The 24,917-nt window shown below is 61.4% G+C and carries 23 protein-coding genes; 8 read left to right on the top strand and 15 right to left on the bottom strand.

Features of this window, described 5'->3' with window-relative positions; genetic code table 11:
* Positions 1-168 precede the first annotated feature (168 nt).
* On the bottom strand, positions 169-1,062 hold the full coding sequence (locus tag ASE04_RS23200; RefSeq protein ID WP_056823274.1) for an aminoglycoside phosphotransferase family protein: 894 nt from the start codon (positions 1,060-1,062) through the stop codon (positions 169-171).
* A gap of 185 nt (positions 1,063-1,247) precedes the next feature.
* On the opposite strand from ASE04_RS23200, the gene ASE04_RS23195 reads away from it, so the two are divergent.
* Positions 1,248-1,490, top strand: a complete 243-nt coding sequence (locus tag ASE04_RS23195) for a hypothetical protein (protein WP_244490480.1) — start codon at positions 1,248-1,250, stop codon at positions 1,488-1,490.
* Positions 1,491-1,666: 176 nt separating this feature from the next.
* On the opposite strand, the gene ASE04_RS23190 is transcribed toward ASE04_RS23195, so the two are convergent.
* From ASE04_RS23190 to ASE04_RS23175, 4 genes are all read right to left on the bottom strand, one after another.
* Positions 1,667-3,622, bottom strand: a complete 1,956-nt coding sequence (locus ASE04_RS23190; protein WP_056823271.1) for an elongation factor G — start codon at positions 3,620-3,622, stop codon at positions 1,667-1,669.
* A 276-nt stretch (positions 3,623-3,898) separates the two neighbouring features.
* Entirely contained in the window at positions 3,899-5,128 is a 1,230-nt protein-coding gene (locus tag ASE04_RS23185) for an HWE histidine kinase domain-containing protein (protein WP_056823267.1), read from the bottom strand.
* A 250-nt stretch (positions 5,129-5,378) separates the two neighbouring features.
* On the bottom strand, positions 5,379-6,647 hold the full coding sequence (gene bacA / locus ASE04_RS23180; RefSeq protein WP_056823266.1) for a bacteroid development protein BacA: 1,269 nt from the start codon (positions 6,645-6,647) through the stop codon (positions 5,379-5,381).
* Positions 6,648-6,803: 156 nt separating this feature from the next.
* The gene (locus ASE04_RS23175; RefSeq protein ID WP_056823263.1) at positions 6,804-7,988 is read right to left on the bottom strand and encodes a YbfB/YjiJ family MFS transporter; all 1,185 of its coding nucleotides are present in this window, start codon (positions 7,986-7,988) and stop codon (positions 6,804-6,806) included.
* Positions 7,989-8,138: 150 nt separating this feature from the next.
* Between ASE04_RS23175 and ASE04_RS23170 the strand changes: the two genes are divergently transcribed.
* Positions 8,139-8,711 carry a PadR family transcriptional regulator gene (locus ASE04_RS23170; protein ID WP_056823261.1) on the top strand — a complete coding sequence of 191 codons (573 nt, stop codon included), beginning with the start codon at positions 8,139-8,141 and terminating at the stop codon, positions 8,709-8,711.
* A gap of 18 nt (positions 8,712-8,729) precedes the next feature.
* Here ASE04_RS23170 and ASE04_RS23165 read toward each other — a convergent pair whose 3' ends face one another.
* The 7 genes from ASE04_RS23165 to ASE04_RS23135 form a co-directional block, all read right to left on the bottom strand.
* The gene (locus tag ASE04_RS23165; protein ID WP_056823258.1) at positions 8,730-9,230 is read right to left on the bottom strand and encodes an AAA family ATPase; all 501 of its coding nucleotides are present in this window, start codon (positions 9,228-9,230) and stop codon (positions 8,730-8,732) included.
* Between the two features lie 246 nt (positions 9,231-9,476).
* Positions 9,477-10,235, bottom strand: a complete 759-nt coding sequence (gene map, locus ASE04_RS23160) for a type I methionyl aminopeptidase (protein WP_056823255.1) — start codon at positions 10,233-10,235, stop codon at positions 9,477-9,479.
* A 102-nt stretch (positions 10,236-10,337) separates the two neighbouring features.
* The gene (locus ASE04_RS23155) at positions 10,338-11,399 is read right to left on the bottom strand and encodes an LLM class flavin-dependent oxidoreductase (protein WP_056824046.1); all 1,062 of its coding nucleotides are present in this window, start codon (positions 11,397-11,399) and stop codon (positions 10,338-10,340) included.
* A 209-nt stretch (positions 11,400-11,608) separates the two neighbouring features.
* The gene (locus tag ASE04_RS23150; RefSeq protein WP_056823253.1) at positions 11,609-12,076 is read right to left on the bottom strand and encodes an SRPBCC family protein; all 468 of its coding nucleotides are present in this window, start codon (positions 12,074-12,076) and stop codon (positions 11,609-11,611) included.
* 101 nt (positions 12,077-12,177) lie between these two features.
* Entirely contained in the window at positions 12,178-13,434 is a 1,257-nt protein-coding gene (locus ASE04_RS23145; RefSeq protein WP_056823251.1) for an RNA polymerase sigma factor, read from the bottom strand.
* A complete protein-coding gene (locus ASE04_RS23140; protein WP_056823238.1) occupies positions 13,431-13,805 on the bottom strand; it encodes a YciI family protein in 375 nt (124 codons plus the stop codon). The genes ASE04_RS23145 and ASE04_RS23140 overlap by 4 nt, the downstream gene beginning before the upstream one ends.
* 163 nt (positions 13,806-13,968) lie before the next feature.
* Positions 13,969-14,901 carry an MYG1 family protein gene (locus tag ASE04_RS23135; RefSeq protein ID WP_056823227.1) on the bottom strand — a complete coding sequence of 311 codons (933 nt, stop codon included), beginning with the start codon at positions 14,899-14,901 and terminating at the stop codon, positions 13,969-13,971.
* Positions 14,902-15,117: 216 nt separating this feature from the next.
* Here ASE04_RS23135 and ASE04_RS23130 point away from each other — a divergent pair, with 216 nt between their 5' ends.
* A complete protein-coding gene (locus ASE04_RS23130; RefSeq protein ID WP_056823213.1) occupies positions 15,118-16,080 on the top strand; it encodes a hypothetical protein in 963 nt (320 codons plus the stop codon).
* A gap of 55 nt (positions 16,081-16,135) precedes the next feature.
* Here ASE04_RS23130 and glpK read toward each other — a convergent pair whose 3' ends face one another.
* On the bottom strand, positions 16,136-17,629 hold the full coding sequence (gene glpK / locus ASE04_RS23125; protein WP_056823200.1) for a glycerol kinase GlpK: 1,494 nt from the start codon (positions 17,627-17,629) through the stop codon (positions 16,136-16,138).
* A 183-nt stretch (positions 17,630-17,812) separates the two neighbouring features.
* Between glpK and ASE04_RS23120 the strand changes: the two genes are divergently transcribed.
* From ASE04_RS23120 to xdhC, 4 genes are read left to right on the top strand one after another with little or no spacing between them, the layout of a single operon-like run.
* Complete coding sequence (locus tag ASE04_RS23120) at positions 17,813-18,589, top strand: 3-hydroxybutyrate dehydrogenase (RefSeq protein ID WP_056823191.1); 777 nt, start codon at positions 17,813-17,815, stop codon at positions 18,587-18,589.
* 32 nt (positions 18,590-18,621) lie between these two features.
* Positions 18,622-20,088, top strand: a complete 1,467-nt coding sequence (xdhA, locus tag ASE04_RS23115; protein ID WP_056823180.1) for a xanthine dehydrogenase small subunit — start codon at positions 18,622-18,624, stop codon at positions 20,086-20,088.
* A complete protein-coding gene (gene xdhB / locus ASE04_RS23110) occupies positions 20,088-22,427 on the top strand; it encodes a xanthine dehydrogenase molybdopterin binding subunit (RefSeq protein ID WP_056823168.1) in 2,340 nt (779 codons plus the stop codon). The genes xdhA and xdhB overlap by 1 nt, the downstream gene beginning before the upstream one ends.
* Position 22,428: 1 nt before the next feature.
* The gene (gene xdhC / locus ASE04_RS23105) at positions 22,429-23,280 is read left to right on the top strand and encodes a xanthine dehydrogenase accessory protein XdhC (RefSeq protein WP_056823155.1); all 852 of its coding nucleotides are present in this window, start codon (positions 22,429-22,431) and stop codon (positions 23,278-23,280) included.
* On the opposite strand, the gene ASE04_RS23100 is transcribed toward xdhC, so the two are convergent.
* Entirely contained in the window at positions 23,256-23,483 is a 228-nt protein-coding gene (locus ASE04_RS23100) for a hypothetical protein (protein ID WP_338012498.1), read from the bottom strand. The two genes, xdhC and ASE04_RS23100, sit on opposite strands and share 25 nt — an antisense overlap.
* A 75-nt stretch (positions 23,484-23,558) precedes the next feature.
* Between ASE04_RS23100 and ASE04_RS23095 the strand changes: the two genes are divergently transcribed.
* Positions 23,559-24,467: a LysR substrate-binding domain-containing protein gene (locus tag ASE04_RS23095; RefSeq protein WP_056823144.1), complete on the top strand. Its 909-nt coding sequence runs from the start codon at positions 23,559-23,561 to the stop codon at positions 24,465-24,467.
* Here ASE04_RS23095 and ASE04_RS23090 read toward each other — a convergent pair.
* Positions 24,464-24,796, bottom strand: coding sequence for a hypothetical protein (locus ASE04_RS23090; RefSeq protein WP_056823134.1), 333 nt, complete (start codon positions 24,794-24,796; stop codon positions 24,464-24,466). The two genes, ASE04_RS23095 and ASE04_RS23090, sit on opposite strands and share 4 nt — an antisense overlap.
* Positions 24,797-24,917: the final 121 nt, after the last annotated feature.

The raw sequence follows: 24,917 nt of genomic DNA, 5'->3' as shown, positions 1-24,917 counted from the left end.
AACAGCCTCTGGTCCGTAAATGCAAGCGGGTTCTATTTGTTCCAGAGCGGGATGGGCCGGAACTGCTCGGACGTCATCGCGGGCTTCTTGCGGGCGCGTTATAGCCAATCGCCGTTCCACCTACTGTGCTGCGCCCGCTTTTGGCGCGAAGCAGCCGTGGACGGATAACTACCCTTCATAGTCTTCGACGAGGCGCGAAATCGTGCTGCGTCCCAGCTCGCTCATGATGTGGTTCGTGCCCTCATAATACCACACCAGGCCCATCGCCTGCACGAATGCCCATGCAGATCCTCGTCGCCATTCGAGATCGTCTGTTTGCAGAGCCTCGCGGAAGACGGCTCGTGTGTCCCGCTCGAGCAGATGCCATCCGGCGACGAGATCGAGTGACGGATCGGCTGGAGCAAAATCCCCTGTGTCGAGCACCCCAACCAACCTCTCTCCCTCAACGAGTAGATTGGAAGGAATAAGGTCCTTATGGCTCATCACCTCCCGATCCAAAGGCGGCAATTCGCGGAGATCACCCCACATGCGGCGCAGTCGTTCAACGTCCAAAAGGTGTTGGCTCTTTGAGAAGCACACCTCCATCCATCCGTCATGGGTGGTCAGAGCTCCGCCTCTACTTTGGCCGTCGAATGTCCGCCCATCGAGATCGGTTGTGCGAAGTTTGGCAACCAGCCGAGAAAGATCGAGCGCAAAAACAGTGGAGTTGGCTAGCCCAGTTGGCGTGGCAACTTGCCCGTCGATCCACGTCTGTACGAGCCATGGCAACGGATAGTCAGGGCTCTGCCGCCCGACACCGACCGGCCGTGGACTTGGAAAGGGGCAACATTTGTGAAACTCCGCGCTCCGCTTGGTTTCCACTTCCAGCATCCGCGCACATTCGGCGGGATCCATCAGCCGCAAGGGGAAGCGAGCCGCATGCCGATCACCAATGCGGAAAATCGCGTTAACGGTGCCGGCCGTGGCCAGTTCGATGATCTCCTCGCCTCGAAACTGCGGGAATTGATCAGCAATAAGGTCACGCGCGTGCGCCTTATCGATGTTTATCTGATCGCTGTGCATCCGCGGCTCTTTTCAATCTGATTTGTCGTAATCTACAGGTTGGCTGTCCAACCGATAGCCTTCTTCGACGACACGCAACCGCAATGGATTTGAGCTTTTGGGGCGACCCAATTACATATCAGCGTTGCATAAGTGTTGGTATGCGTTTGCCCAAAATAAGATCATAAGGCGCGTAGCTGGTGCACATGAGGTTCGTAATCATGGATTGGGTTCCTGTAGTCTTCGTTACCTTCAAGGTTCTCGTGTTAGGCACGGGCATGTATTTCGCCATCAAGTGGCATTACGACAAAGCGGAGAATGGGGACCGAGGCGCGGTGCTACGCACGGGCGGCAAGATGGCCGCCGTCTTTGTGCTGTCGCTCCTATGCGTGGTGCTCTTCGCCTTCGTCCTTAGCAGGATGCTCGGTTTGGACTTGAGCTTCCCATGATCGCATTATCGATGAGCACAGCCCAATCACAAGAAAGGCCGCACGAGCGACCTGAACCTAACGTCTCCTGATGGCGCAACGCGGCGACCTGTCGATGTCGCCAGCGGCGCGATGCCAGGGAGGCACCACGAACGGTGCCTCCTCCATCATGCCGTAACCGCCAGGCCCTCCGCCTATCAGCCCCCCACTCCATTTTGCCGTAACCGCGACAGATATTCCGACCGGTCGAACGGACTGGCACTCGTGCGGGCTCGCGTCGGTCGTGCTCCCGGTAGCGGAGCATGGTGATCGAAAGCGGTTTCCATGACGCCCGCACCACTTGAAAGCCCCGGCAATTGCTGGCGAATGCCTTGTACCTTGGCTAAGGGCATCACCCCCTCCAGCCGGGCGACGCCGCCATCGATCTCGGTTGCCTGCACCGCCGCACCCGACTTCGACAAGATCACATGCAGTACCGGAAGCGCAGCAACCGGAACCTCAAGCTGAAATCGCTCGAACGGTTCGCAAACGACCGTCCCCGCCCCGACAAGAGCGCTGGCCAGCACCAGCGGCGTCAGGCCGCGAAAATCGGCTGCCGTGCTTGAAGGCGAGGTCTGCTTCAACGCGGTGACCGCCACATGGCAATCGATCACCTGCCAGCCGGACAATCCTGCCTTCAGTGTTTCCGACACCGCCTCCTCGACCGCACGATAGAAGCTGACAGGCATCTGCCCGACATCCACTTCCAGTGCGAAGGTGTTGCCGGACCCTTCCGGCCTCGGCTCGATGCGCAGGCCGACGGTGGCCAGGAATGGGTTTGGCTCCCTGAAGATCACCTCGATCCCTTCCCCGATGCCCGCAGGTCGTTCGACATGGATGACAGTGCTTTCCTCGAACCGCGCGTCCACGCCGAAATCGTGCAGCAGCGTCGCCTGGATCACCTCCTTCTGCACCTCCCCATAAAGCGAGAGAAACATTTCGCTGGCATCGGGGCTGGTGCGCAGGTTGATCAGCGGGTCCTGTTCCGACAGCTGCTGCAGGGCAGTCCAGAGCGTGCCATTCTCGGACGGCTTGGCGGAGAGGATGCGCGTCTCCAGAGTTGGAGCGGCAAACTGCGGCTCATACGGCCGCCCACCTGCCGTTCCGAACTGATCCCCGATCCTTGCTGCCGCCAGACCGCCGACCTTGACGATCTGGCCCGCGTGCGCCTCCCCCTGCTTCCTCAGCGCACCATCGTCAAAGACCTGAATGCGCGTGACCTTGCCGACACCGCCAGGCAATTCGATCTGGCTTCGCTCCAGGAGCGTGCCGGCGGTCAGGTTGAGATAGGCGATCTTCTCACCGCCCCATCCGCGCTCGATCTTGAAAATATTTCCGGCAAGCGGAGCTTGGGTATCCGGCATTCGGCTCGGCAACATGTGTTCCATGGCGTTTATCAGGTCAGCGATACCTTCGCCGGTCATCGCCACTCCACAATATGCCGGGTGCAGGAGACCCGCGGCCACTTGATCCGCAAGTGTGGAACGAAGCCGACCGCTGCTGATCCTGTCGGGCGCCAGAACATAGTCTTCCAGCAAAGCATCGTCATGGCTCGCGAGCCCCTCGCAGATCGTCGAAAGGCCGGGATCGCTGGCGAGGTCAAGAGGCGTGACGACCGCATTCCTGCTGCCCGCATCGCGCACGACCGACATTGCGAGCGTGAGGCTTCCGAGCTTGCTTTCGATATCGGCAAGCAGCTCCTCATAGCGGGCGCCGGCTCGATCGATCTTGTTGATGAAAAACACGAACGGGATGGCGAGCCGCTTCAAAGCCCGCACCAGCACGCGGGTTTGCGCCTGCACGCCCTCCACGGCGGAAACAACGACGACCGCGGCGTCGAGCATTCGCAGCACCCGCTCGACTTCGGCGATGAAATCCGGATGTCCCGGCGTGTCGATCAGGTTGACGGCGAGGTCGCCAATCCGAAACGACACGACGGCAGCGGCAATCGTGATCCCGCGCTGCCGCTCGAGCTCAAGACTATCGGTCTGGGTGTTGCCGTCATCGACGCTACCAAGTCGGGCGATCGCGCCGGTATCGAAGAGGAGCCGTTCTGTGAGGCTAGTTTTCCCCGCATCCACGTGGGCCAGAATGCCCAGGTTCAAAATACGCATATCCAATCATCTTCTCAAAATTTCCGTTCTGGGTTTCTTGAGAAGGGACTCGGCGCATTGGGACCTCACTGGATGGAGAGATACTGACTGCCTCTCATGGAGACGCGGTCGTCGCAATGTAGTTTGCAGATCTTTAAAACGTCAAGCTTAGATGCGGGCCGTTTTCGGTTCGAATGTCCGCTTCTGGCGCGAAACGGTCGACCGTTGATTGCGGCTTTCGGTCAATCGCGGACATGGCGAAGCGCCACGACCTGTCCGGCCTTATTTGGCCCGCGATTATTCTGCGCCCTGAAGCTCGTTGAGGTGAGCGCTGATTTCGCACATCAACCCGGTGCTGCTGTAAGCGACAATCACGTCGCCAGATCCACTAAGGCCTGCACTGATCAATCTCGATCCGAAGCCTTGGCGTTCTGGTTTGACGACCGCCGGCCCTTTGGTTTCCCGCCAGGTCAGGCGCAGGACTTCGTGGTGGCCTGTACCCTCCACACGCCAGGTAAGGTCTACGCTACCGCCACCGACCGACAACGAACCATGCTTGAGTGCATTCGTGGTCAATTCGTGCAGCAGCAGAGCGACGTTCAACGCGGCCTTTGAGCCGATCTCGACATCCGGACCCTCGATGCGGATCCGGCCCGCGACACCCGCGCCCTTCACGGCCGCAGCCGCGACGTCGCCCAAAAGGGCCGCCTTCCAGTTCGATTGCAGTAGGATGTCGTTTGCGGAGCTGAGGGCCATCAACCGTTGCTGCAGGGTCTGCACCCGTGCCTGATCGTTCAAACCCCGCAAGGTGTGGGAGGTAATCGCCGCGACCATCGCGAATAGATTTTTGGCGCGATGACCAAGCTCGCCGGAAAGAAGCTTTTGGAGTTCCTGCATTTCACGCAGCTTCGCCACGCTCGCTTCGAGCGCCTTCTCGCGCTCTCGCAATGCTTCGTCGGCAATTGTACGTTCCAATAGGTCGGCAGCCTGTCGTGCCAGGATATCAAGCAGGCGGAGGTCGCGCTCCGACGGCTGGTGCGGCTCGCTCCAATGGGTCGAGATCATGCCCAGCAGGGTTCCGTCGCGCGAAACGAGGGGTGTCGTCTGCGCCGACCGGATACCGGCCCTTCGAAAAGCCATCAAATCCGGGGTTCCGATAATCTCGGGCCAGGTTTCGAAGTCTTCGACTATTGCGCGTCGGCCGGATTTCAGCGCCTGGGTGCAACTGCTCAAGGCGGCTGGCGTGACCCACTCCCAGACAGCCCTATCCTGCGGCGTCAGTCCGCGCGACGTAAGGAGATGCAGCCCATTTCCCGTACCGTCTTCCGTCTTGCGCAAAAGCTGCATGGTGCCGAACTGTGATCGAGTGATCGAAATGGCGGCGTCGACAATTTTGCCGTAGAGCGCGAAGCTGTCCTGCTCTCCGATCAGATCAACACTAATCGCGTGCAGCAGTTCTATGTCCGACGTGTCATCCGCAGGCTTTTTGGCCTGCTTATCATTGGAGACAATGCGAAGGTTGGTCATTGAAGCGCCCGCGGAGAATTGGTTCGGTGCAAATATCCGATCATAGCCGAAGCGACCTCATGATCAGAGATAGCGCGCTATAACGTTCTCGTGGAACATCAGTTCCCTCAAAATCGTTGAATATCGAGATTGAAGGCTTAGGCGCCGACGGCGGCTGTCAGGGTTGGCGGATATCAATGGAAACCCTCGGCATAGAAGCGTGTGCCCGCCGCTCACCAGCGGGCCCTCTCCGCGGCGATGGCCGACGGCATCAGCCGTCGGCGTGGACGATATCTGCCTCGCGTTCCAGGTAGCGCTGGTCGATGTCAGGCAGCGGCTCGCCGTCAATCGCGGCTTCGAAGGTGCGCAGGCGCTTGTAGATCGACAACAGTTCGACAATCGTCGTCCAGGAATTGACGAGATACTGGAACGACTCCCGCACCTGCCCGAAGACGTTCTGGATTTGGCTCATCACGCCAAGCGTCAGCTTACCAGCTACGATCGACGGGACGAGGACGAAGGTGCCGAACAGATTGTCCGCCTGCAGGTAGAAGATGCGGGCGACGTTGAAATACATGTAGTGGAAATAGAGACGGAAATAGTTGCGCCGGACGTTGGCAAACAGCTGCGCCACGGTAATCGGATCCGCGCGATCGCCATGGTCTTCGCCGTAGACCAGTTCCTTGCGGTAGGCCGCTTCCACACGCTGGTTGCGGAACTCGAGGCCCGGCAGCTTGATCCCGACGGCCGCCAGGAACACTGTTCCGAACAGCGACCAGCAAATCGCCGCCCAGACGAGTGCATGCGGCACCGCGCCGATGAGCGGCAGTTCCGTCACGGTGCTGGAGAACTTGAACAGCACCGGCAGGAACGCGATCAGCGTCATGATCGAGCTGACGAGGTTGACGCCAAGGCTTTCGACCGTCGTCGAGAACCGCATCGTGTCTTCCTGAACGCGCTGCGAAGCACCTTCGATATGCCGCAGTTTTGGCCAGTAGGACATGTAGAACTCGTTCATCGCCGTGCGCCAGCGGAAGATATAGTGGCTGACGAAGAACAGGTTCAGCACGCCGACGGTGATGGCAACGAAGGCGATCGCGGCAAAGCCCGTCATGCCCCAATAGAGATCGGCGGCTGTCGGGATCGGCTCCTGCCGCGCCAGCGCCCGCTGGATCATGTCATAGAAGGGTCCATACCAAGCATTGATCGCGACACTCACCTGCACCGAGAAATACGTATTGAAGATGATCAGCGCCGAGCCGAGCACCGACCACATCTGCCAGCGATGCGGGCTGTAGGTGAACCAGAAGCCCGCAAACAGAGCGACGAAGACGATGTAGTAAATATAGAACCACAGGAACGGCTTGGACCAGAAAACGGAAACGCCGATCGGCGCCTCCTGCCCGGCCGGCAGCGGCGGCAGTCCGATCACCGCACCGAGGCCGGAGCCTCCGAAGTACCACAAGAGGACGCCGAACAGCGCCCAAACGATGGCAGAGATGAAGAACAGTTTCGGCTTCGGGAAGTAGGATAGAAACACGGGAGGGATGGCTTTCCTGAACGGGTGTCTTCGGAAGCTCTATAAAGAGCGATTGCGCCGGAAACTAAGGCAGTTCGCGAAGGGCGGCAATGGCCCCACCACATTCTAACGCAATTGTAACCGCTTACAGCCGTTTATTACCAAAGGGAAACAATCTTAGGAGAGTTTCCGGGTCACGGGGATGACCAGCGCCGCGCAGATGACGAGGGCCGCAGCCGCGACATAGGTCGGCGCGACGAAGCTCCCGGTGCGCTCTGCCAATGCGCCGGCAACCACGGGGCCGACGATCTGCCCGAGCCCGAAGGCCGCCGTCATCGTCGCGAAGGCCCGCCGCGGACTTGCCGGCACCAGCTTGCGGCCGATCTGCAAGCCGTAGGCGGTGATCGCCAGGAAGGTGGCGCCGAACAGCGCCCCGCCGATCATCGGCGCCACGGAGTGCGGCAGCACGACGGTCGCCAGCACGCCGACCGCCTCCATCAGCAGCGCCGCGACATAGATCCAGCCAAGCCCGAGCGGCCTGACCAGCGGCTTCCATAGAAACAGCGCGACCGCCGACGTCAGCCCGGCAATGAACCAGGAGAGGAATTCGACCACGGCGCCGGCAGCCGCCATGCGGGCGATGGTCACGAGAAAGGTGGCGGTGATGACATAGCCGAAACCGAACAAGCCGTAGGACAAGGTCACAAGCAGCATCGGGCAGCTCCAGACGATCGCAGGCTCCTTTGCGGCCTGCCCGCCACCCATTGGACCCGACGGCAAGAGCAGCCAGACGAGCGCTAGGCTGATGGCCGAATAAATCGCCCCGCCGATCCAGTCGATCCGCCAGGCATCCGGGCCGGCGTGATAGGCGAGGCCGATGAGGAAGACCATGACCGACGACAGCGCGATCCCCGCGCCCGGCCCGCCGAAATGCGCCGATTGCACATGGTCGTTGCCTGCAGCCGCGCCGTGGCTGAGTACGATCGAGGAGGTGAAGATCATCGCGAAGGCGCTGGCAAGGCCGGCCAGAAAACGTATCGCGGCAAACAGCATCACCGAATTGGTCGCCGCCATCGCGGCCAGCAGAATGGCATTGGCTGCCAGCGCCGCAAGCGCGATGCTACGCTCACGCCCCTGCGCCCATCCGTAGGCGGCAAGCACGGCGCCGGCGAGATAGCCCACGAAATTCGCCGATGCGACAAAGCCCGCGTCGGCCGACGACAGCGGAACACCGCTCATCATGCCAGGCAGGATCGGCGTGTAGGAAAACCGCCCGAACCCCATCGCGGCCGCCATGGCGATCGCACCGGCGAGAGCGGTACGAAAGAGATGTGGGGCGAAACTATCGTTGCGTGCGAGCATTCCCTGCTTATCGCGCCGCATAACGATACGGACAAGCGAGATTTTCTGATCGATCCATCAAATGCGCTGACATTCTTCCCCCTCTTGAAACGGAGTATCTTACGATATATGTTTTACGACATAGTGAAAGATACATCTAAGGAGTGACTTATGAGAGGTTTTAGAGGTGGCATGATGGGCGGCGGCGGTTTCCGCATGGGCCGCAAGTTTGCAGCAGGCGATCTTCAACTGGTGATCCTTGCGCTGCTTTCCGAGCAGCCCCGTCATGGATACGAGTTGATCAAACTGCTGGAAGAGCGCTCCGGCGGCTTCTATGTCCCGAGCCCCGGCGTGATCTATCCGGCGCTCACCTATCTCGAAGAAACCGGCCTCGCCGACGTCGAGACCGAGGGCACGAAGAAGCTCTACAACATCACCGAAAGCGGCCGGAAACTCGTCGAGGAGAACCAGTCGATGCTGGAAATGACGCTTGGAAAGCTTGAGAAGATCGGTGCGAAGATGGCACACGTGCGGCGGATTTTCGATCCTGAAAGCCGGGGTGGCGAGCGGGAAGAAGACCCGTTCCCGGACGACCGGAGCGAAGTCAGTGCAGCGCGTATGCTGCTGAAATCGGCGCTACGGCTGCGCCATCCCTGGTCGAAGGAAGAAGCCAAGCGCATCGCCGGCATCCTCGAGCGGGCCGCAGCCGAAATCCTGCAGGGCGGCCAGCGCGACGCCTCCTGATCCCCCGCGCTCCAACGATCAGAGGAGCGCCATGATCCTTGCGACACTTTCCTCGACTGTCGACACCGCGGTATCGATACGCAGATGCGGGTGCTCCCAAGGCTCATAGTGAAGCGCAGCGATCTCCGCCCATGTGGGCGGGATCAGCCCCTCGACCGTCGGCGGCCGCGTCTCGGCGCGATGGCGATGCGCCTTCGGGTCGGAGCAGACGACCTCGATCTCGACAAATCGTGTATTGGCTTCAGCCGCAACGGCCCGGAAGGCATCACGGGTGATTTCGATCGGGTTGACCGTGTCAGCGACAACAACACTACCAAGCCGAAGATTGTCAGCAGCGACACGATAAAGCGCCATATATCCGGCCGGGCCGACGTCCGACCCCGGGGCGAGCACGGCGGCTGAACGCACGGCCTGCTCTATGGAATCCACCCGCAGGTAGACGGCCTTTATTCGCGCTGCGAGGCTTTGTGCAATCGTGCTTTTACCGACGCCGGGCAACCCGCCGAAAATGATGAACATGCGAAAACCTCACCTTGAGAAACGCATCCTATCCGGACCTTTCTCCCTCGTCCCCCACAATGATCCTTTCGACGCGTTCATGCGTATGAGGAAAAGTCGAGGAGTGCCGGGAGAACTCCGGACAGCGGTTACGCGCTTGCCTTCACAGAACTTGTGAGACCTTGAGATGGATGCCAGCGACCTCCCCCGGCGTGCATCTCGAAGGCAGGGTCCTGTACCCGAAACGCAGGACCCTGCCTTTTCCGATCAGGTAGCGTCATCAGGCAGGGTCAGGATCAGCGGTCCGTTGCGGGTCGCGACGACCGTATGTTCATACTGCACCGTCGGCGCCTGCGGGTCCGAGTAGAGCGTCCACGCATCGTCGCCGCCCTCGGCCCATGTGGCCCCGAGCGACAGGAAAGGCTCGACGGTAAACACCAGCCCTTCCGACATCATCCGCTTTTCCGAGGGATCAGGCCAGGTCGACAGTTCGCCCGGCTCTTCATGCAGGGAGCGTCCGACACCGTGGCTGGCGAGGTTGGTCACGAGCGTGTAGCGGTTCTTTACCGCGAAGGCGCCGATCGCCTGACCGATCTTGGCAAGCGGTTCACCGGCCTTGATCTGGTTCAGCCCGATCCAGAGCGCACGCTTGCCATCGCGGCAGAGCTTTTCCATCTTCGGCTTGTGCGGCGGCACGCTGAATGAGGCGCCGGTATCCGAAAAGAAGCCGTCCTTTTCGGCGGAGACGTCGATGTTGACGAGATCCCCCGGCCGAATGATCCGCGACCCCGGAATGCCGTGGGCGACCTCTTCGTTGACGCTGATGCAGGTCGCGCCGGGAAACTGGTAGCAGAACTCGGGCGCCGAGCGCGCACCGGCATCTTCCAGCACTTTGCGGCCGATCCTGTCGAGTTCTTCCGTGGTGATTCCGGGCTCGAGAGCCGCCGCCATGACCTGCATCGCATTGGCGCAGATACGGCCGATTTCCTTGAGTTTCAGGAGTTCGTCTTCATTCTCTACGATCATCGATCCGCTCCCGGCCCCGCGGCCGGAGGGCCGGCTCTCATAAAATCACAACACGATGACGGGAGAAATCCAACTCATCCTTTACGGCATCATGCTCTCGCTTTAGGCGGAGGCTTTCGCCCCTTCGCCGCTCTCAGTCAATGCCTTTCTGACGATCGGCGCGACTTTCGTTCCGTAGAGCTCGATGCCGCGCATGATCTGCGCATGCGGCATCAATCCGATCGCCATCTGCAGCAGGAAACGATCGTTCTTGAACAGCCGATGGTGCGCGATGATCTTCTCCGCGACGAGCTCGGGGTCGCCGACGAACAGTGCGCCGTTCGGGCCGCGAGACATGTCGAAATGGGCGCGCGTCGTCGCGCCCCAGCCGCGCTCGCGGCCGATGCGGTTCATGACCTCGGCCTGCGGCCCATAGAACTGGTCGGCTGCCGCATCGGTCGTGTCGGCAATGAAGCCGTGCACGTTGATGCTGGTCTTCAGCTTCGCGGCATCCTGATCGGCGCGGCGCGCGGCCTCCCGATAGAGATCGAAGAGCGGCGCGAAACGGCGCGGCTCGCCGCCGATGATGGCGAGCGCCACTGGAAGCCCCATGGCCCCTGCCCGCGCGACCGACTGCGGCGTTCCACCGACCGCGATCCAGAGCGGCAACGGATCCTGAAACGGCCGCGGATAGACCCCGCGTCCATTGATCGGGGCGTGCATCTCGCCGGACCAGGTCACGACCTCCTGATCCCGCAGCGCCATCAGCAGATCGATCTTTTCCTCGAACAGCTGATCGTAATCTTCGAGATTGTAGCCGAAGAGCGGAAACGACTCGATGAACGAACCACGGCCCGCCATGATCTCCGCCCGCCCCTCGGAGAGAAGATCGAGCGTCGCGAACTGCTGAAAGACACGCACCGGATCATCCGAACTGAGAACGGTGACGGCGCTGGTAAGGCGGATGTTCTTCGTCTTCACCGCAGCAGCCGCAAGCGCGACGGCGGGCGCCGACGCCGCATAGTCAGGACGGTGATGTTCGCCCAGTCCGAAGACATCGAGCCCGACCTGATCGGCAAGCTCGATCTCCTCGATCAGGTGCTTGAGGCGCTCCGCGCCCTCCGCCCCCTTGCTGCGGCTCGGATTCGGATTGACGTCAGCAAAGGTATAAAGGCCCAATTCCATCGCTTGCATCCCGTTGAATTCGCTCTGGAGATAAGGATGGAGCAGACAAGGCGCAAATACAAATTCTAGAACGAAATCTTCGAGAATATTGATGGCAGCACAATCGCAGGGCGTCGGATTTGAATCCGATTTCAACGACTTCCGATCATTGCCGGAATCATCGTCGAAACGGCTTCACGCAGATCGTGAAGCCGGCGGACACATGAGCCTCATCCGCGCGCAAGCAGCTCGGCAAGCTGATCGGCGCATTTGCCCCAGCCTTCGTGGAAACCCATCTTCTCATGCTCTTCCTTGTCAGCGGCCGTCCAATGGCGTGCCTTGGCGGTGTACTTCGTACGACCGTTGCCGAGGTCTTCGAGCAGGATGATCGCCACGAAGAATGGCTTTTGAGATGGCACCCAGGCGCTGGTAAAGGCGTCGGTGAAGACGATCTTCTCGTTCTCGACGATCTCGAGATAGACGCCTCGGTTCGGAAACTCCTGGCCATCGGGGCTGCGCATGACAATCAGGTTCGAGCCACCGGGACGCACGTCGAGCTTCGCTTCCGCGATGCTCCAGGGACGCGGCACGAACCACTCCTTCATGAGAACGGGATCGGTCCAGGCCTTGAAGATTTTCTCGCGCGGGGCATCGAATTCGCGCACGAGAACCAGTTCGTGTTCGTCGTCTACAGTCATTTCAGCATTCCTCCTGTTGAGCGAAACCCGTTTTCGATCAGGTTGTTACAAGGACGTCGGAGGCGACCCGGTTCCGACAGCGGGACTGAGATGTTCGGGAATTACCTCACCGCCGGCTGCGCGGCATGGGCAAGGCTATCGATCTGTTGGCGAATATGGGCGGCTTCGGCGGCCGAGTGAGCAAGCGCGATAGCGCGATCAAAGGCGCCGTGCGCCTCGCGGGCGCGACCGAGCTGTTTCAGCAAACCGCCACGCAGGCCGTGATAGTAGAAGTAGCCGTCGAGCTTTTCGCCGAGCGTTTCGACCAGCGCCAGCGCCTCTTCCGGCCCCCTGAGCTTGGAAACGGCAACGGCGCGATTGAGCGTGATGACCGGCGACGGCTGGACACGCTCCAGCGCCCGATACAGCAACTCGATCTCTTCCCAATCCGTATCCTCGGCACGCTTGGCGCGCGAATGCAGCGCCGCAATCGCCGCCTGCAGCTGGTAAGGTCCGGGCTGGCGATGGCGGATCGCCTTGTCGATCAACGCCAGCGCCTCGTTGATCAGCTCGCGGTTCCATAGCGAACGATCCTGATCCTCGAGCAGCACGATGTCGTTTTCGCCATTGAAGCGCGCCTGCCGCCGCGAAATCTGCAGCAGCATTAGCGCCAGCAGCCCCATCAGCTCGGACTCGCCGGGGAAGATGCGCAGCAGAAGCCGCGCCAGCCGGATAGCCTCGTCGCTGAAGGCGCACGCATCGTGCTTCGGATCGGCCTGGCTATAGCCCTCGTTGAAAACGAGGTAGATCATCGTGCTGACGATCGAGAGCCGCTCGGCGCGTTCCTGCGCATCCGGCGTCTCGAAGGGCACGCCGGCCTTGGCAACGCGGGCCTTCGCCCGGGTGATCCGCTGTTCCATCGCGCTCTCGCCGACGAGAAAGGCCCGGGCGATCTGCTGCACGCTAAGACCCGAGACGATGCGGAGCGCCAGCGCGATCTGTTGCGTGGCCGGCAGGTCCGGATGGCAGCAGATGAACAGCAGCCGCAGAATATCGTCGCGGTAGTTGGAATCATCGAGCCGCTCGGCGATATCGCTTTCGGCATCACTGGTATCAGAGATCAGTTCCTCATCCGGAAGCGCCTGCGTCTTCGAGCGCTTGCGCGCCGCATCGATACCGCTGTTGCGGCCGACGAAGATCAACCATGCCGTCGGATCGCGCGGCGGCCCCTTGTCAGGCCAGGTGCGGATGGCGCGCAGGCAGGCCTCCTGAAAGGCCTCTTCCGCGATATCGAGATCGCGGAAATATCTGAGCAGCGCGCCAAGCGCCTTCGGCCGGGCCGAAGCAAGCGTCACGTCGATCCAGGCAATGTCTGTCATGTCGAAGAATCTCCCGGCCGGAACACGTAGAACGGCCGAATTTCGTAAGAGGTCGAACCCGGATTGACCGACGAAAGCTCCTTGGAGAACGCAACAGCCTCCTCGAGAGTGTCGAAATCGACCACGTAAAAGCCGAGGAGCGCTTCCTTCGTTTCCGCGAAGGGCCCGTCGAGAACGAGCGGTTCCTCCTTGCCCTTGCGCACGGTGGTCGCCGCCGTCGTCGGCATCAGCCGACCAACCGGACCAAGCTTGCCGCGTTCGGCCAGCGGCGCCTGGACGGCATGGAGCTTCGCCATCACGGCGTCCTCTTCCTCCTTGGTCCAGGAGAACACGGTTTCTTCATTGGCATAACAAAGGATTGCGTAAAGCATCTCTTACTCCTCTTCCCGAATGACGAAGGAGTAGCGCGACATCCGACAGGACGCAGCAAAAATTTACTGCGCGTGGAACGAGATGCTGAACATGGCCGCTAAGGGGGCGAACGCAATGGAGACAGCGCGACGTTTGCGCTGTGGACGGATCGGCGGAAGAGCCTTAGGCGACTTCCTGACCCGATGCGACGGCTTCCTGGACCGCCAGATCCGCCATCTCCAACGCCGCTTCGCGGGTCTTGGCGGCAGCGACGAAGCGGCCGTTGTGGCAGAAGGTTGCGCCCTTGACGCCAGAGACGGCCTCGAGATCATGATTGGTCAGCCCTGCCCAGGCAACCGGCAGATCGGCTCGCAGTTCAAAGCCTTCATCGCCGCGGCGAATACCGGTGACGCACCAGTCCTTTTCCCGGGGATGAACGACAAAGAGCAGATGATCCGCCCCCGCCTTAAAAATCGCCGGGCGGAAAGGCATTCCCATCGGCAGTTCGAGTACGCGCCCCTGCCCGGTATGGGCAATCGCCTCAAGCACGAGCGTCTCGGCGCGCAATTTGGAAGCGCTCTGGGCGATCCTCGCCTCGACGAAGCTGCGGGCGATGGAAACGGCATCGTTAAACCGCCGATCGTCGGCATCAGGGTCGATATCGTCAAACACCGGCTTCAAGGTTTCGAGCAGAGCCGGCAGCGTCAGTCCCGCCAATGGGCCGGATGGGCTGAGCGCACCATTGTCGGTCAGATCGATCGGCAGGACGAACGAGAGATCGAACGAGGCGTGCAATGCCTCGATATGGGCGTCGGGAATGCCTGTTGCGACGAGGTAGTCGCGCCCATAGTGCTTCCAGATCAGGCCGAACGAGCTGTAGGGCTGCCCGTCGTCGCGCAACGGCGCACCGCGCTGGTGATGATCGAAAATCCCTGCCTCGGCATCGTAGGCGCCGCCGACGTCGTAGATGATCCGGTCAGCGTTCGGCGTGATCCACTCCGGCGACCGGCTGCGCACGACGCGCGCCTGCGCAAAGAGCCGGGTCAGAATGACGCTCGACAGCACTTCGTCAGCATGGAAGCCACCGGAATGGGTGACGAGGAAATCTGGATTCATGCCGGGAGTGCCTTGTTGATTGGGTAAGCGGTCTTGCGTCCGTCCCACATAGCCGTTGCCAGCGGGCATCTCAACCCGTTACCAGCCCGAATACGGCTTTCGTTGGTGTTCGAAGCGCGGCACAGCAAGGCGACAGCGGCGCCCTCCACGCCATCAAGCCGCCATGTTTGGCCGGAATTGCTCTGCAATCTCAAACGCCTCACAACCGAGACAAGAATGAAATCCGCGTTACGCCTCCTTGCCACCTTCGCGCTCGTTTCCTGCCTCCACGAAGCCGCCCTTGCCGCGTCCGCTCCGGAGAATTTCATCTACACGAGTTCCGGCGACCTCGACGCGGCGCGTCCTCTTCTCAGCCGACCCGACGTTGGCGGCGCACAGATCGTCTACAACTGGCGCCAGCTGGAAACCGCCAAGGACCAGTATGATTTCTCGGCGATCGAGGCCGACCTTGCCACGCTCGAAGGCATGAACCGGAAACTGTTCATTCAGATCCAGGACCGGTTCTTTGAACCGAAGGCAAGAAACGTCCCAGACTATCTGATGACCGATAACGAGTACGGCGGCGGCCTCACCGCGCAGTTCGACAATCCGGGTGAGAACAAGCCAGTTGGCTCCGGCTGGGTGGCGCAGCAGTGGAACCCCGCGGTACGTCAGCGCTACCAAGCGCTGCTCTCCGCGCTCGCTGCGAAATTCGATGGCAAGGTCTATGGCGTCAACCTGCCGGAAACCGCGATCGATCTCGACCCGAAGCACGAGCCAAAGGGCTACAGCTGTGACGCCTACTTCGAGGGCGAAATGGAAAACCTCGCCTTCGCCCGCAGGGCCTTTCACAAGAGCAAGGTCATTCAGTATGTGAACTTCTGGCCGTGCGAGTGGGAGAACGACCACAACTACATGGGACGGCTCTTCGAGTTCGCGGCAAGGAATGACGTCGGCCTTGGTGGACCGGATATCGTTCCCTACCGCAAGGGCCAGATGAAGAACTCCTACCCCTTCTTCAACCGGTACAAGGGCAAGCTGTCCTTCGTCGGCCTCGCCGTGCAGGAGCCGACCTTGACCTACAAGAATCCGAAGACGAAGAAGCCGTTCACCAAGGACGAGTTCGTTGATTTTGCCGATAACTATCTCGGCGCCGACATCATCTTCTGGAGCACCGCGACGCCCTGGCTGCATCGCTGACAAACGCTCCGAGGAGGCAGGCCAAGCTTGCCTCCTTCGGTCGGTGGAGAGCCGGTCAGGCGTCCGAGAGCGTGCGTTTCACCGCGCTGCGCCAGCCCTTGAGCTTCGCCGCCCGGGTTTTCTCGTCCATATCGGGCTCAAAACGACGGTTGCGCTTCCAGCTCTTGGAAAAGCCCGCGAGATCCGGCCAGACGCCGGCCTTGCTGCCGGCAAGCCAAGCCGCTCCGAGCGCTGTTGTCTCCAGGATGACGGGCCGATCCACGGGTGCGTCCAGAATGTCGGCAAGCCGCTGCATCGTCCAGTCGGAGGCAACCATGCCGCCATCGACGCGAAGCACGGTATTGTCGGTGGCGCCCTTCCAGTCCTTGTGCATGGCGTCGAGCAGATCGCGCGACTGGTAGCAGACCGCCTCGAGAGCGGCCCGGGCGAACTCCTTCGGGCCGCTGTTGCGCGTCAGCCCGTAGATGGCGCCGCGCGCATTCGCATCCCAATGCGGGGCGCCGAGCCCGGTGAAGGCAGGCACCAGATAGACGTCCTGCGTCGGATCGGCGGCATCGGCAAGTTCGCCGGTCCGCGAAGCGGTATCGATAATGCCGAGCCCGTCGCGAAGCCACTGTACCGCTGCCCCCGCAATGAAGATCGAGCCTTCGAGCGCATAGGTCGTCTCGCCGTTCAGGCGATAGGCGATGGTGGTAAGAAGCCGGTTTTTCGACCGCACGATATCGCTGCCGGTGTTGAGCAACGCAAAGCAGCCGGTACCGTAGGTGGATTTCATCATGCCCGGCTCGAAGCAGGCCTGGCCGATGGTCGCCGCATGCTGGTCGCCGGCGACGCCGAGGATCGGGATTTCGGCCCCGAGAATATCGCGCTCGGTCGTCCCGAAATCGTCGGCGCAGTCCTTCACGACAGGCAGCATGGCGGCCGGCACCCGCAATATGTCGAGGAGATCCTCGTCCCACCGGTTTTCCGAGATGTTGTACATCAACGTCCGCGACGCATTGGTTGCATCGGTGGCAAACGACTTGCCGCCGGTTAGCCGCCAGATCAGGAACGTATCGATCGTGCCGAAGCAAAGCTCGCCCTTGGCGGCGCGAGCGCGCGCACCTTTGACGTTCGCCAGCATCCAGGACAGTTTCGTGCCGGAGAAATAGGGATCGAGAAGCAGCCCGGTCTTCTTGGTGAACGTCTTCTCGAGCTCCTGCTTCTTCAGCTTGTCGCAATAGCTCGCCGTCCGGCGATCCTGCCAGACGATGGCGTTATGGATGGGCTTGCCGCTCTCGCGCTCCCAGACGACCACCGTCTCGCGCTGGTTGGTGATCCCGAGCGCGGCAATGTCGCTCGCCTTGATCTTCGCCTCGCGGATCGCCATCCTGATCGTGGAGACGACGGAGTCCCATATCTCTTCCGGATCGTGCTCGACCCAGCCCGAGCGCGGATAGTGCTGGGTGAATTCCTTCTGGCCCGCGCCGGCGATCTTCATCTCCTCATCGAAGATGATTGCCCGCGTCGACGTCGTCCCCTGATCGATTGCCAGAACGTATCCGCCCATGCCTGTCCTCCCTTACCGGCGATTATGATGCCAAATCAATAGGACAGCACAGGCGGAGAAGAAAGCGCTTCCTGCCGGTTTGGACACAAGAGATTTGCCGGCAGTGCAATTGCCAGCACGACCGCTTTGGGCATAACCTCGGGTTTCATTGCGTCGCAAAAGCGCGAGTATCGGGAGAAGAGCATGACAAGAACAGTCGTCGTCACCGGATCCACAAGCGGTATCGGGCTTGCGATCGCGACCGCATTTGCGGGCAAGGGCGACAACGTGGTCATCAACGGCTTCGGAAAAGCCGAGGAAATCAAGGCCATAGCGGACCACCTTGAATCACTTTCCAGGGCCAAGGCGATCCATCACCCCGCCGACATGACGAAACCGGCCGAAATCGCGGATCTCATCGAGACGGCGACGCGGACCTTCGGCACAGTCGATGTGCTGGTCAACAATGCCGGCGTCCAGCACGTCGAGAAGATCGAAGACTTCCCCATCGAAAAGTGGGACCAGATCATCGCCATCAATCTGTCGAGTTCGTTTCATACCATGCGTGCCGCGATACCCTCGATGAAGGCGAAGAAGCACGGACGGATCATCAACATCGCGTCCGCACACGGGCTGGTCGCCTCGCCTTTCAAATCCGCCTATGTGGCGGCAAAGCATGGTATACTCGGCCTGACGAAGACGGCGGCGCTGGAACTCGCGGAGTTTGGCGTGACCGTCAACGCGATCTGCCCGGGCTACGTGCTGACCCCGTTGGTGGAAAAGCAGATACCGGATACGGCAAGGGCCCGCGGGATGACCGAGGAGCAGGTCAAGACCGAAGTGATCCTGAAGGCCCAGCCGACCCGTGAGTTCGTCAAGGCGGAAGAGATTGGCGCGCTGGCACTCTATCTCGCAAGCGACGAAGCCCGTCAGGTCACCGGCACCCATATCTCGATTGACGGTGGCTGGACGGCGGCATAACCATTCAGAAAAAGACAATAACAAGGAACAACATGAACGACTGCATCCGCTTCATCCTCAACGGGGAGGATATCTCGCTCAGGGATATCGCTCCGACCGAGACGCTTCTTGATTTTCTTCGTTTGAAGCGCCGTCTTACCGGCACGAAGGAGGGATGCGCGGAAGGAGACTGTGGCGCCTGCACGGTCCTGGTCGGTCGGCTTGTCGATGGCAAGCTGCATTATGAATCCGTCAATGCCTGCATCCGCTTCCTCGGCTCGCTGAATGCAACGCATGTGGTGACGGTCGAGCACCTTGCCGCCAAGGATGGAACGCTGCATCCGGTGCAGCAGGCCATGGTCGATTGCCACGGCTCGCAGTGCGGCTTCTGCACTCCGGGCTTCATCATGTCGCTTTACGGCCTCTGGCTCTCGAACGAGACGCCGAGCCGAGCCGAGATCGAGAAGTCGCTGCAGGGCAATCTCTGTCGCTGCACCGGCTACGAACCGATCGTGAAGGCGGCCGAGATGGTCAGCCGCACACGCCCGAGCGCGCTGTTCGATCCGCTGGAACGTACGCGCTCGGATGTCGTTGCGCGCCTCTGGGCGATGCAGCCGACCGAGACCATTTCCATCACCAAGGGCGACGACCGCCTGCTCGTGCCGGAGTCGGAAGAAGACCTGGCGCGGATTCTTGCTGAGGAACCCAAGGCAATCGTGGTCGCCGGATCGACGGACGTCGGCCTTTGGGTCACTAAGCAGATGCGTCACCTGAACCCGGTCGTGTTCATCAATCACCTTTCGGAACTGCAGACGATGACCGCTGGCGAAGGCGGCTTCACGATCGGCGCCGGCGTGACCTATACGCGCGCTTTCGAAACCATCGCACGCAAGGTGCCGACGCTCGGCCGCCTGATCAACCGCATCGGCGGTGAACAGGTCCGCAACATGGGAACGATCGGCGGCAACATCGCCAACGGCTCCCCGATCGGCGACAGCCCGCCACCGCTGATCGCGCTCGGCGCCACCATCAAGCTGCGCTCGGTGGAAGGCACGCGCATGCTGCGGCTCGAAGATTTCTTCATCGAATACGGCAAGCAGGATCGCCGCCCCGGCGAGTTCGTCGAAAGCATCTTCGTGCCCTACCCGGCGGAAGACACGCGGTTTGCCGTCTACAAGATCACCAAGCGCCGGGATGAGGACATTACGGCCGTGCTTGGCGCCTTCTATCTGACCCTCGATTCCGAGGGCGACGTCAACGACATCAGGATTGCCTTCGGCGGCATGGCGGGAACGCCCAAACGCGCCCGCGCGGTCGAGAACCTGCTGATGGGCCGGCAGTGGAACGAAGAGACCATAGAAGCCGCCCGCGAAGCCTTCGATGCGGACTATCAGCCGCTCAGCGACTGGCGCGCAACGGCGGAATACCGCCAACTCACGGCCAAGAACCTGCTGACGCGCTTCTATCTCGAAACTTCAGGCGCTCCTGCCGAACTTCAGCGCTTCGAGGAGGTCGCCTAATGGATAAGTCGACATCCCCCGAGCCCAAATTCATCATCAACGGCGCCATGCACGGCTCGCTGCGCCACGATTCCGCGCACAAGCACGTCACCGGCACCGCCGACTATATCGACGACCTGCCGGAGCCCGCCGGACTTCTGCACGGCGCTCTGGGGCTTTCCGACCGCGCCCACGCCGAAATTCTCAGCATGGACCTGTCCGAAGTCGCCAAGACCCCAGGCGTCGTCTGGGTGTTCACCGGCAAGGATGTGCCGGGTGTCAACGACGTCAGCTCGAACGGCAGTCACGACGAGCCCCTGCTGGCGGAAACCAAGGTCGAATTCCACAATCAGCCGATCTTTGCTGTCATTGCGGAGACCCGCGACATCGCGCGCCGTGCCGCCCGCAAGGCGAAGGTCGAGTATCGCGACCTTCCGCATTGGAGCGATATCGACGGGGCGCTTGCCAACGGCAGCCCGCTGGTCATCACGCCGATGACCCTGAAGCGCGGCGAGGCCAAAGCCGAAATGGCCAACGCACCCCGCAAGCTGACCGGCCAGATGCGCATCGGCGGCCAGGAACACTTCTATCTCGAAAGCCACATCGCCATGGCCATCCCGGGCGAGGACGACGAGGTCGCGGTCTGGTCTTCGACGCAGCACCCGAGCGAGATCCAGCACATCGTCGGCCATGTCCTGAATATTCCGTCGAACGCCGTCACGGTGAACGTGCGCCGCATGGGCGGCGGCTTTGGCGGCAAGGAAACGCAGGGCAACCAGTTTGCGGCGCTCGCCGCCATCGCCGCCAAGAAGCTGAAGCGCGCCATCAAGTTCCGCCCGGATCGCGACGAGGACATGGCGGCCACCGGCAAGCGTCACGACTTCCTGGTCGACTACGAGCTCGGTTTCGATGAAGAGGGCCGGATCCACGCGGTCGATGCGACCTACGCGGCGCGATGCGGCTTCTCGTCCGATCTTTCCGGACCGGTCACCGACCGTGCGCTCTTCCACGCGGATTCCAGCTATTTCTATCCGCATGTGCACCTGACCTCCAAGCCGCTGAAGACGCACACGGTTTCGAACACCGCGTTTCGCGGATTCGGCGGTCCGCAGGGCATGCTCGGCGCCGAACGCTTCATCGAGGAAATCGCCTACGCCGTCGGCAAGGATCCGCTGGAAGTTCGCAAGCTGAACTTCTACGGCCAGCCGGGCTCCGGCCGGACGCTGACGCCCTACCATCAGGAAGTCGAGGACAGCATTCTCGAACGGATCGTCGGCGAACTCGAAGAGAGCGCCGACTATCAGGCGCGGCGAAACACGATCATCGAGTTCAACCGCAACAGCCGCTACATCCGCAAGGGCATCGCCCTGACGCCTGTCAAGTTCGGCATCTCCTTCACCATGACCGCCTTCAATCAGGCCGGCGCGCTGGTGCACGTCTACCAGGACGGCTCGATCCACCTGAACCACGGCGGCACCGAGATGGGTCAGGGCCTCTATACCAAGGTCGCCCAAGTTCTGGCCGACAGCTTCCAGGTCGACATCGAGCGCGTGAAGATCACCGCGACGACCACTGCCAAGGTACCCAACACCTCGGCGACCGCGGCTTCCTCGGGCTCGGACCTGAACGGCATGGCGGCCTACGATGCGGCACGGCAGATCAAGGGGCGCCTTGTCGCCTTCGCGGCCGAGAAGTTCGATGTGCCGGCAACCGAGGTCGTCTTCCTGCCGAACCGGGTCCGTGTTGGCGACAAGGAAATCCTGTTCCCGGATTTCATCAAGCAGGCCTACTTCGCCCGCGTTCAGCTTTCGGCAGCCGGTTTCTACAAGACCCCCAAGATCCACTGGGATCGGGCGGCGGGTCGCGGCACGCCGTTCTACTATTTCGCCTACGGTGCCTCCTGCTCGGAAGTGTCGATCGACACCCTGACGGGCGAATACCTGATCGACCGTACCGACATTCTCCACGACGTCGGGCGCTCGCTGAACCCGGCGATCGATATCGGCCAGGTCGAAGGCGCCTTTGTCCAGGGCATGGGCTGGCTGACGACCGAGGAACTCTGGTGGGATGCAAAGGGGCGGCTGCGCACGCACGCGCCCTCGACCTACAAGATCCCGCTTGCGTCCGACCGCCCGAAGATCTTCAACGTCCGGCTGGCGGAATGGTCCGAAAACGCCGAGGCCACCATCGGCCGCTCCAAGGCCGTAGGCGAACCGCCTTTCATGCTCGGCATCTCGGTTCTCGAAGCGCTGTCGATGGCCGTTGCCAGTGTCGCCGACTACCGCGTCTGCCCGCGTCTGGATGCACCGGCAACGCCCGAACGCGTTCTGATGGCCGTCGAGCGGATGAAAAAGGTGTAGGATGACGCGGCGCGAAATCCTCTCGGGCTTCATTCCTGGAAGCGACTTTCGCGCCTTCCTCGCCGTGCAGCCCGAGGTCATCCTGATCGAGATCACCGGCACGCAAGGGTCGACCCCACGCGAAGCCGGAACCTTCATGCTTGTTTCCGAAAAGGCGGTATGGGGAACGATCGGCGGTGGCCAATTCGAATATATCGCGATCGGGAATGCCCGCCAGCTGCTCGCCGGAACAGGCGGCGTCGATACCATGGACATTCCGCTGGGTCCCGAGATCGGCCAATGCTGCGGCGGCAGAACACAGTTGCGGTTTCGTCCTGTCACCGGCGCGGTTCAGACAGAACTGGATCGCCGCCACAAGGACGATGAGATCGAGCAGCCGGAGGTTCACATCTTCGGCGCCGGCCACGTCGGGCGTGCGCTGGCCGCCGCTCTGGCACCGCTGCCCGTCTCGGTGACCGTCATCGAAACTCGCGAGGACGAGCTTTCAAACCTGCCGGTCGCGACCGCCACACGGCTCGTCGCCATGCCAGAAGCACTGGTCCGCGATCTTCCTGATGGTGCTGTCGTGGTTATCGTCACCCACGATCACGCGCTCGATTTCCTCATTGCCCGCGAAGCGCTTGCGCGGACCGACCTTGCCTATACGGGCATGATCGGTTCCGCGACCAAGCGTGCGACATTCGCGAGCTGGCTGGCGCGCGAAGGCAATGGCGAGCGCAACTGGCTGGACCGCCTGACGCTGCCGATCGGCGGTTCGGCCGTGAAGGACAAGCGGCCGGAAGTCATTGCCGCCATGACGGCCGCCGAAATTCTGGCCGCTCTTGCCGCCTATCGCCAGTATTCGGGCTCGTAGCGCGGCTCCCGCCCATCCATAAAACCGAGGTCGCGCTTGATCCGGTCGGGCATGTCGTCGAGGTAGAGCCGGTCCCATCCGGACAGCCGGCGCAACACTCGCCGCCCCAAGGTAACCAGTCTTTCAGAGACCCGCGGCGCGCTTGCCTGGCTCTGGCGTTCGATAGCAATGCAATCCATGACATCACCTGTTATTTGATCCATTGGCTTGCAGGTTGCTCCAATAAATGCTGCAATTCCAATCGAACGACCGTCTGGATGCATAAAGAGAACTTATCCATGAAGCTGTCGAAGCAGTTCCCATTGAATGCCTTGCGCGTTTTCGAGGCCGTCGCCCGACACGGCAGTTTCACCAAGGCCGGCGACGAGCTCGGCATGACGCAGACCGCCGTCAGCTATCAGGTGAAACTGCTGGAGGAGAACATCGGCGAGCCCCTGTTCCTGCGTCGTCCGCGTAACATCGCCATGACCGACGCCGGCGAACGGCTGGCGCCCAAGGTCACCGAAGCCTTCGCCTTGCTGCAAGAGGCAGTCGCGACGGTTCGCGGCGCATCGGAGGAAACACTGCTCATCCATTCTACGCCGACATTCGCGTCGCAATGGATGGCACGCCGCCTCGGCTCGTTTCACCTCCGGCATCCCGCAACAGCCGTGCGCCTGATCACCTCGGACACGCTGATCGATTTTGCCCGGGAGTCCGCCGACATCGCCATCCGCAGCGGCAAGGGCAACTGGCCGGGCCTCACCTGCCACCGTTTGATGACGATCGATTTTACGCCGATGTTGAGCCCGGAACTCGTTGCCAGCAGCGGCGGGATCAACCAACCGCGCGATCTTCTCAAGCTGCGCCTGATCGACGCCGGTGATTCCTGGTGGGCGACGTGGTTCGCCGCTGCCGGCGTTGCCGATCCGGACCTCGCGGGGCGACCGCGTAGCCGGCTCGGCGCGCAGTCCTTCGAAGCCAGCGCGGCGATTGCCGGTCAAGGTGTCGCGATCCTGACACCGGAATTCTATCGCGACGACCTCGCCGCCGGCCGTCTGGTCCAACCGTTCCCGCTCGTCTGCCGGGACGACGACTGGGACTATTGGCTCGCCTATCCCGAGAACCGTCGCAACGTCCCCAAGATCAAGGCATTCAGAAACTGGATTCTTGAGGAGATGAACGCCCGCGGTGCGGAGGTCAGCTAATAGCCCATCTGCGGCGCGTAGAAACAGCGAGGCGTATCTTCGTTCGGAAACAGGCAGAGATGGTAATCGCCATCGCCGGAGCGCATGGCCTTGCCCATCGGCAGCACGAAGATATGGGCATGCGTGACGAGGCGGTGGTCCCCCGGCAGCAGGGTCACGCGATACCCCTGCGGCGTGACGGCGACGCTCTTCGGGGGGATCATCTGGCAGTCCCCGGTTTCGTTATCGCCATTGCAACAGAAAGGCTCGTAGCTCCATCCAGACGGCGCATCATGAGCCTGTACGCAAGACGCGAACGCAATCATCACACACACAAGAATGCTGCGCATGGCATCTTCTCCGTTGATGAATGCGCCGCCGGGACAAGCGGTTTCCACCTCATCCCGGCGGCCTCAAAATGAAACTGTAATCGAATCGTTACATTTCAAGCCACGCTCGTCCCGGCGAAAT

Source organism: Rhizobium sp. Root708 (genome assembly GCF_001429725.1).
Taxonomy (GTDB): domain Bacteria; phylum Pseudomonadota; class Alphaproteobacteria; order Rhizobiales; family Rhizobiaceae; genus Rhizobium.
This window is presented reverse-complemented; position numbering and strand designations above follow the sequence as displayed.

Bases quoted from the DNA above. Each gene is read 5' to 3' on its own strand.
- ASE04_RS23135 (WP_056823227.1), bottom strand. From the start codon at position 14,901: ATGAATCCAGATTTCCTCGTCACCCATTCCGGTGGCTTCCATGCTGAC.
- ASE04_RS23145 (WP_056823251.1), bottom strand. From the start codon at position 13,434: ATGACAGACATTGCCTGGATCGACGTGACGCTTGCTTCGGCCCGGCCG.
- ASE04_RS23155 (WP_056824046.1), bottom strand. From the start codon at position 11,399: ATGGAATTGGGCCTTTATACCTTTGCTGACGTCAATCCGAATCCGAGC.
- ASE04_RS23150 (WP_056823253.1), bottom strand. From the start codon at position 12,076: ATGACTGTAGACGACGAACACGAACTGGTTCTCGTGCGCGAATTCGAT.
- glpK (WP_056823200.1), bottom strand. From the start codon at position 17,629: ATGGGCGGATACGTTCTGGCAATCGATCAGGGGACGACGTCGACGCGG.
- xdhC (WP_056823155.1), top strand. From the start codon at position 22,429: ATGACGCGGCGCGAAATCCTCTCGGGCTTCATTCCTGGAAGCGACTTT.
- ASE04_RS23185 (WP_056823267.1), bottom strand. From the start codon at position 5,128: ATGACCAACCTTCGCATTGTCTCCAATGATAAGCAGGCCAAAAAGCCT.
- ASE04_RS23100 (WP_338012498.1), bottom strand. From the start codon at position 23,483: ATGGATCAAATAACAGGTGATGTCATGGATTGCATTGCTATCGAACGC.
- xdhB (WP_056823168.1), top strand. From the start codon at position 20,088: ATGGATAAGTCGACATCCCCCGAGCCCAAATTCATCATCAACGGCGCC.
- ASE04_RS23090 (WP_056823134.1), bottom strand. From the start codon at position 24,796: ATGCGCAGCATTCTTGTGTGTGTGATGATTGCGTTCGCGTCTTGCGTA.
- ASE04_RS23175 (WP_056823263.1), bottom strand. From the start codon at position 7,988: ATGCTCGCACGCAACGATAGTTTCGCCCCACATCTCTTTCGTACCGCT.
- map (WP_056823255.1), bottom strand. From the start codon at position 10,235: ATGATCGTAGAGAATGAAGACGAACTCCTGAAACTCAAGGAAATCGGC.
- ASE04_RS23200 (WP_056823274.1), bottom strand. From the start codon at position 1,062: ATGCACAGCGATCAGATAAACATCGATAAGGCGCACGCGCGTGACCTT.
- ASE04_RS23095 (WP_056823144.1), top strand. From the start codon at position 23,559: ATGAAGCTGTCGAAGCAGTTCCCATTGAATGCCTTGCGCGTTTTCGAG.
- ASE04_RS23120 (WP_056823191.1), top strand. From the start codon at position 17,813: ATGACAAGAACAGTCGTCGTCACCGGATCCACAAGCGGTATCGGGCTT.
- ASE04_RS23140 (WP_056823238.1), bottom strand. From the start codon at position 13,805: ATGCTTTACGCAATCCTTTGTTATGCCAATGAAGAAACCGTGTTCTCC.
- ASE04_RS23170 (WP_056823261.1), top strand. From the start codon at position 8,139: ATGAGAGGTTTTAGAGGTGGCATGATGGGCGGCGGCGGTTTCCGCATG.
- ASE04_RS23190 (WP_056823271.1), bottom strand. From the start codon at position 3,622: ATGCGTATTTTGAACCTGGGCATTCTGGCCCACGTGGATGCGGGGAAA.
- xdhA (WP_056823180.1), top strand. From the start codon at position 18,622: ATGAACGACTGCATCCGCTTCATCCTCAACGGGGAGGATATCTCGCTC.
- ASE04_RS23165 (WP_056823258.1), bottom strand. From the start codon at position 9,230: ATGTTCATCATTTTCGGCGGGTTGCCCGGCGTCGGTAAAAGCACGATT.
- ASE04_RS23195 (WP_244490480.1), top strand. From the start codon at position 1,248: ATGAGGTTCGTAATCATGGATTGGGTTCCTGTAGTCTTCGTTACCTTC.
- ASE04_RS23130 (WP_056823213.1), top strand. From the start codon at position 15,118: ATGAAATCCGCGTTACGCCTCCTTGCCACCTTCGCGCTCGTTTCCTGC.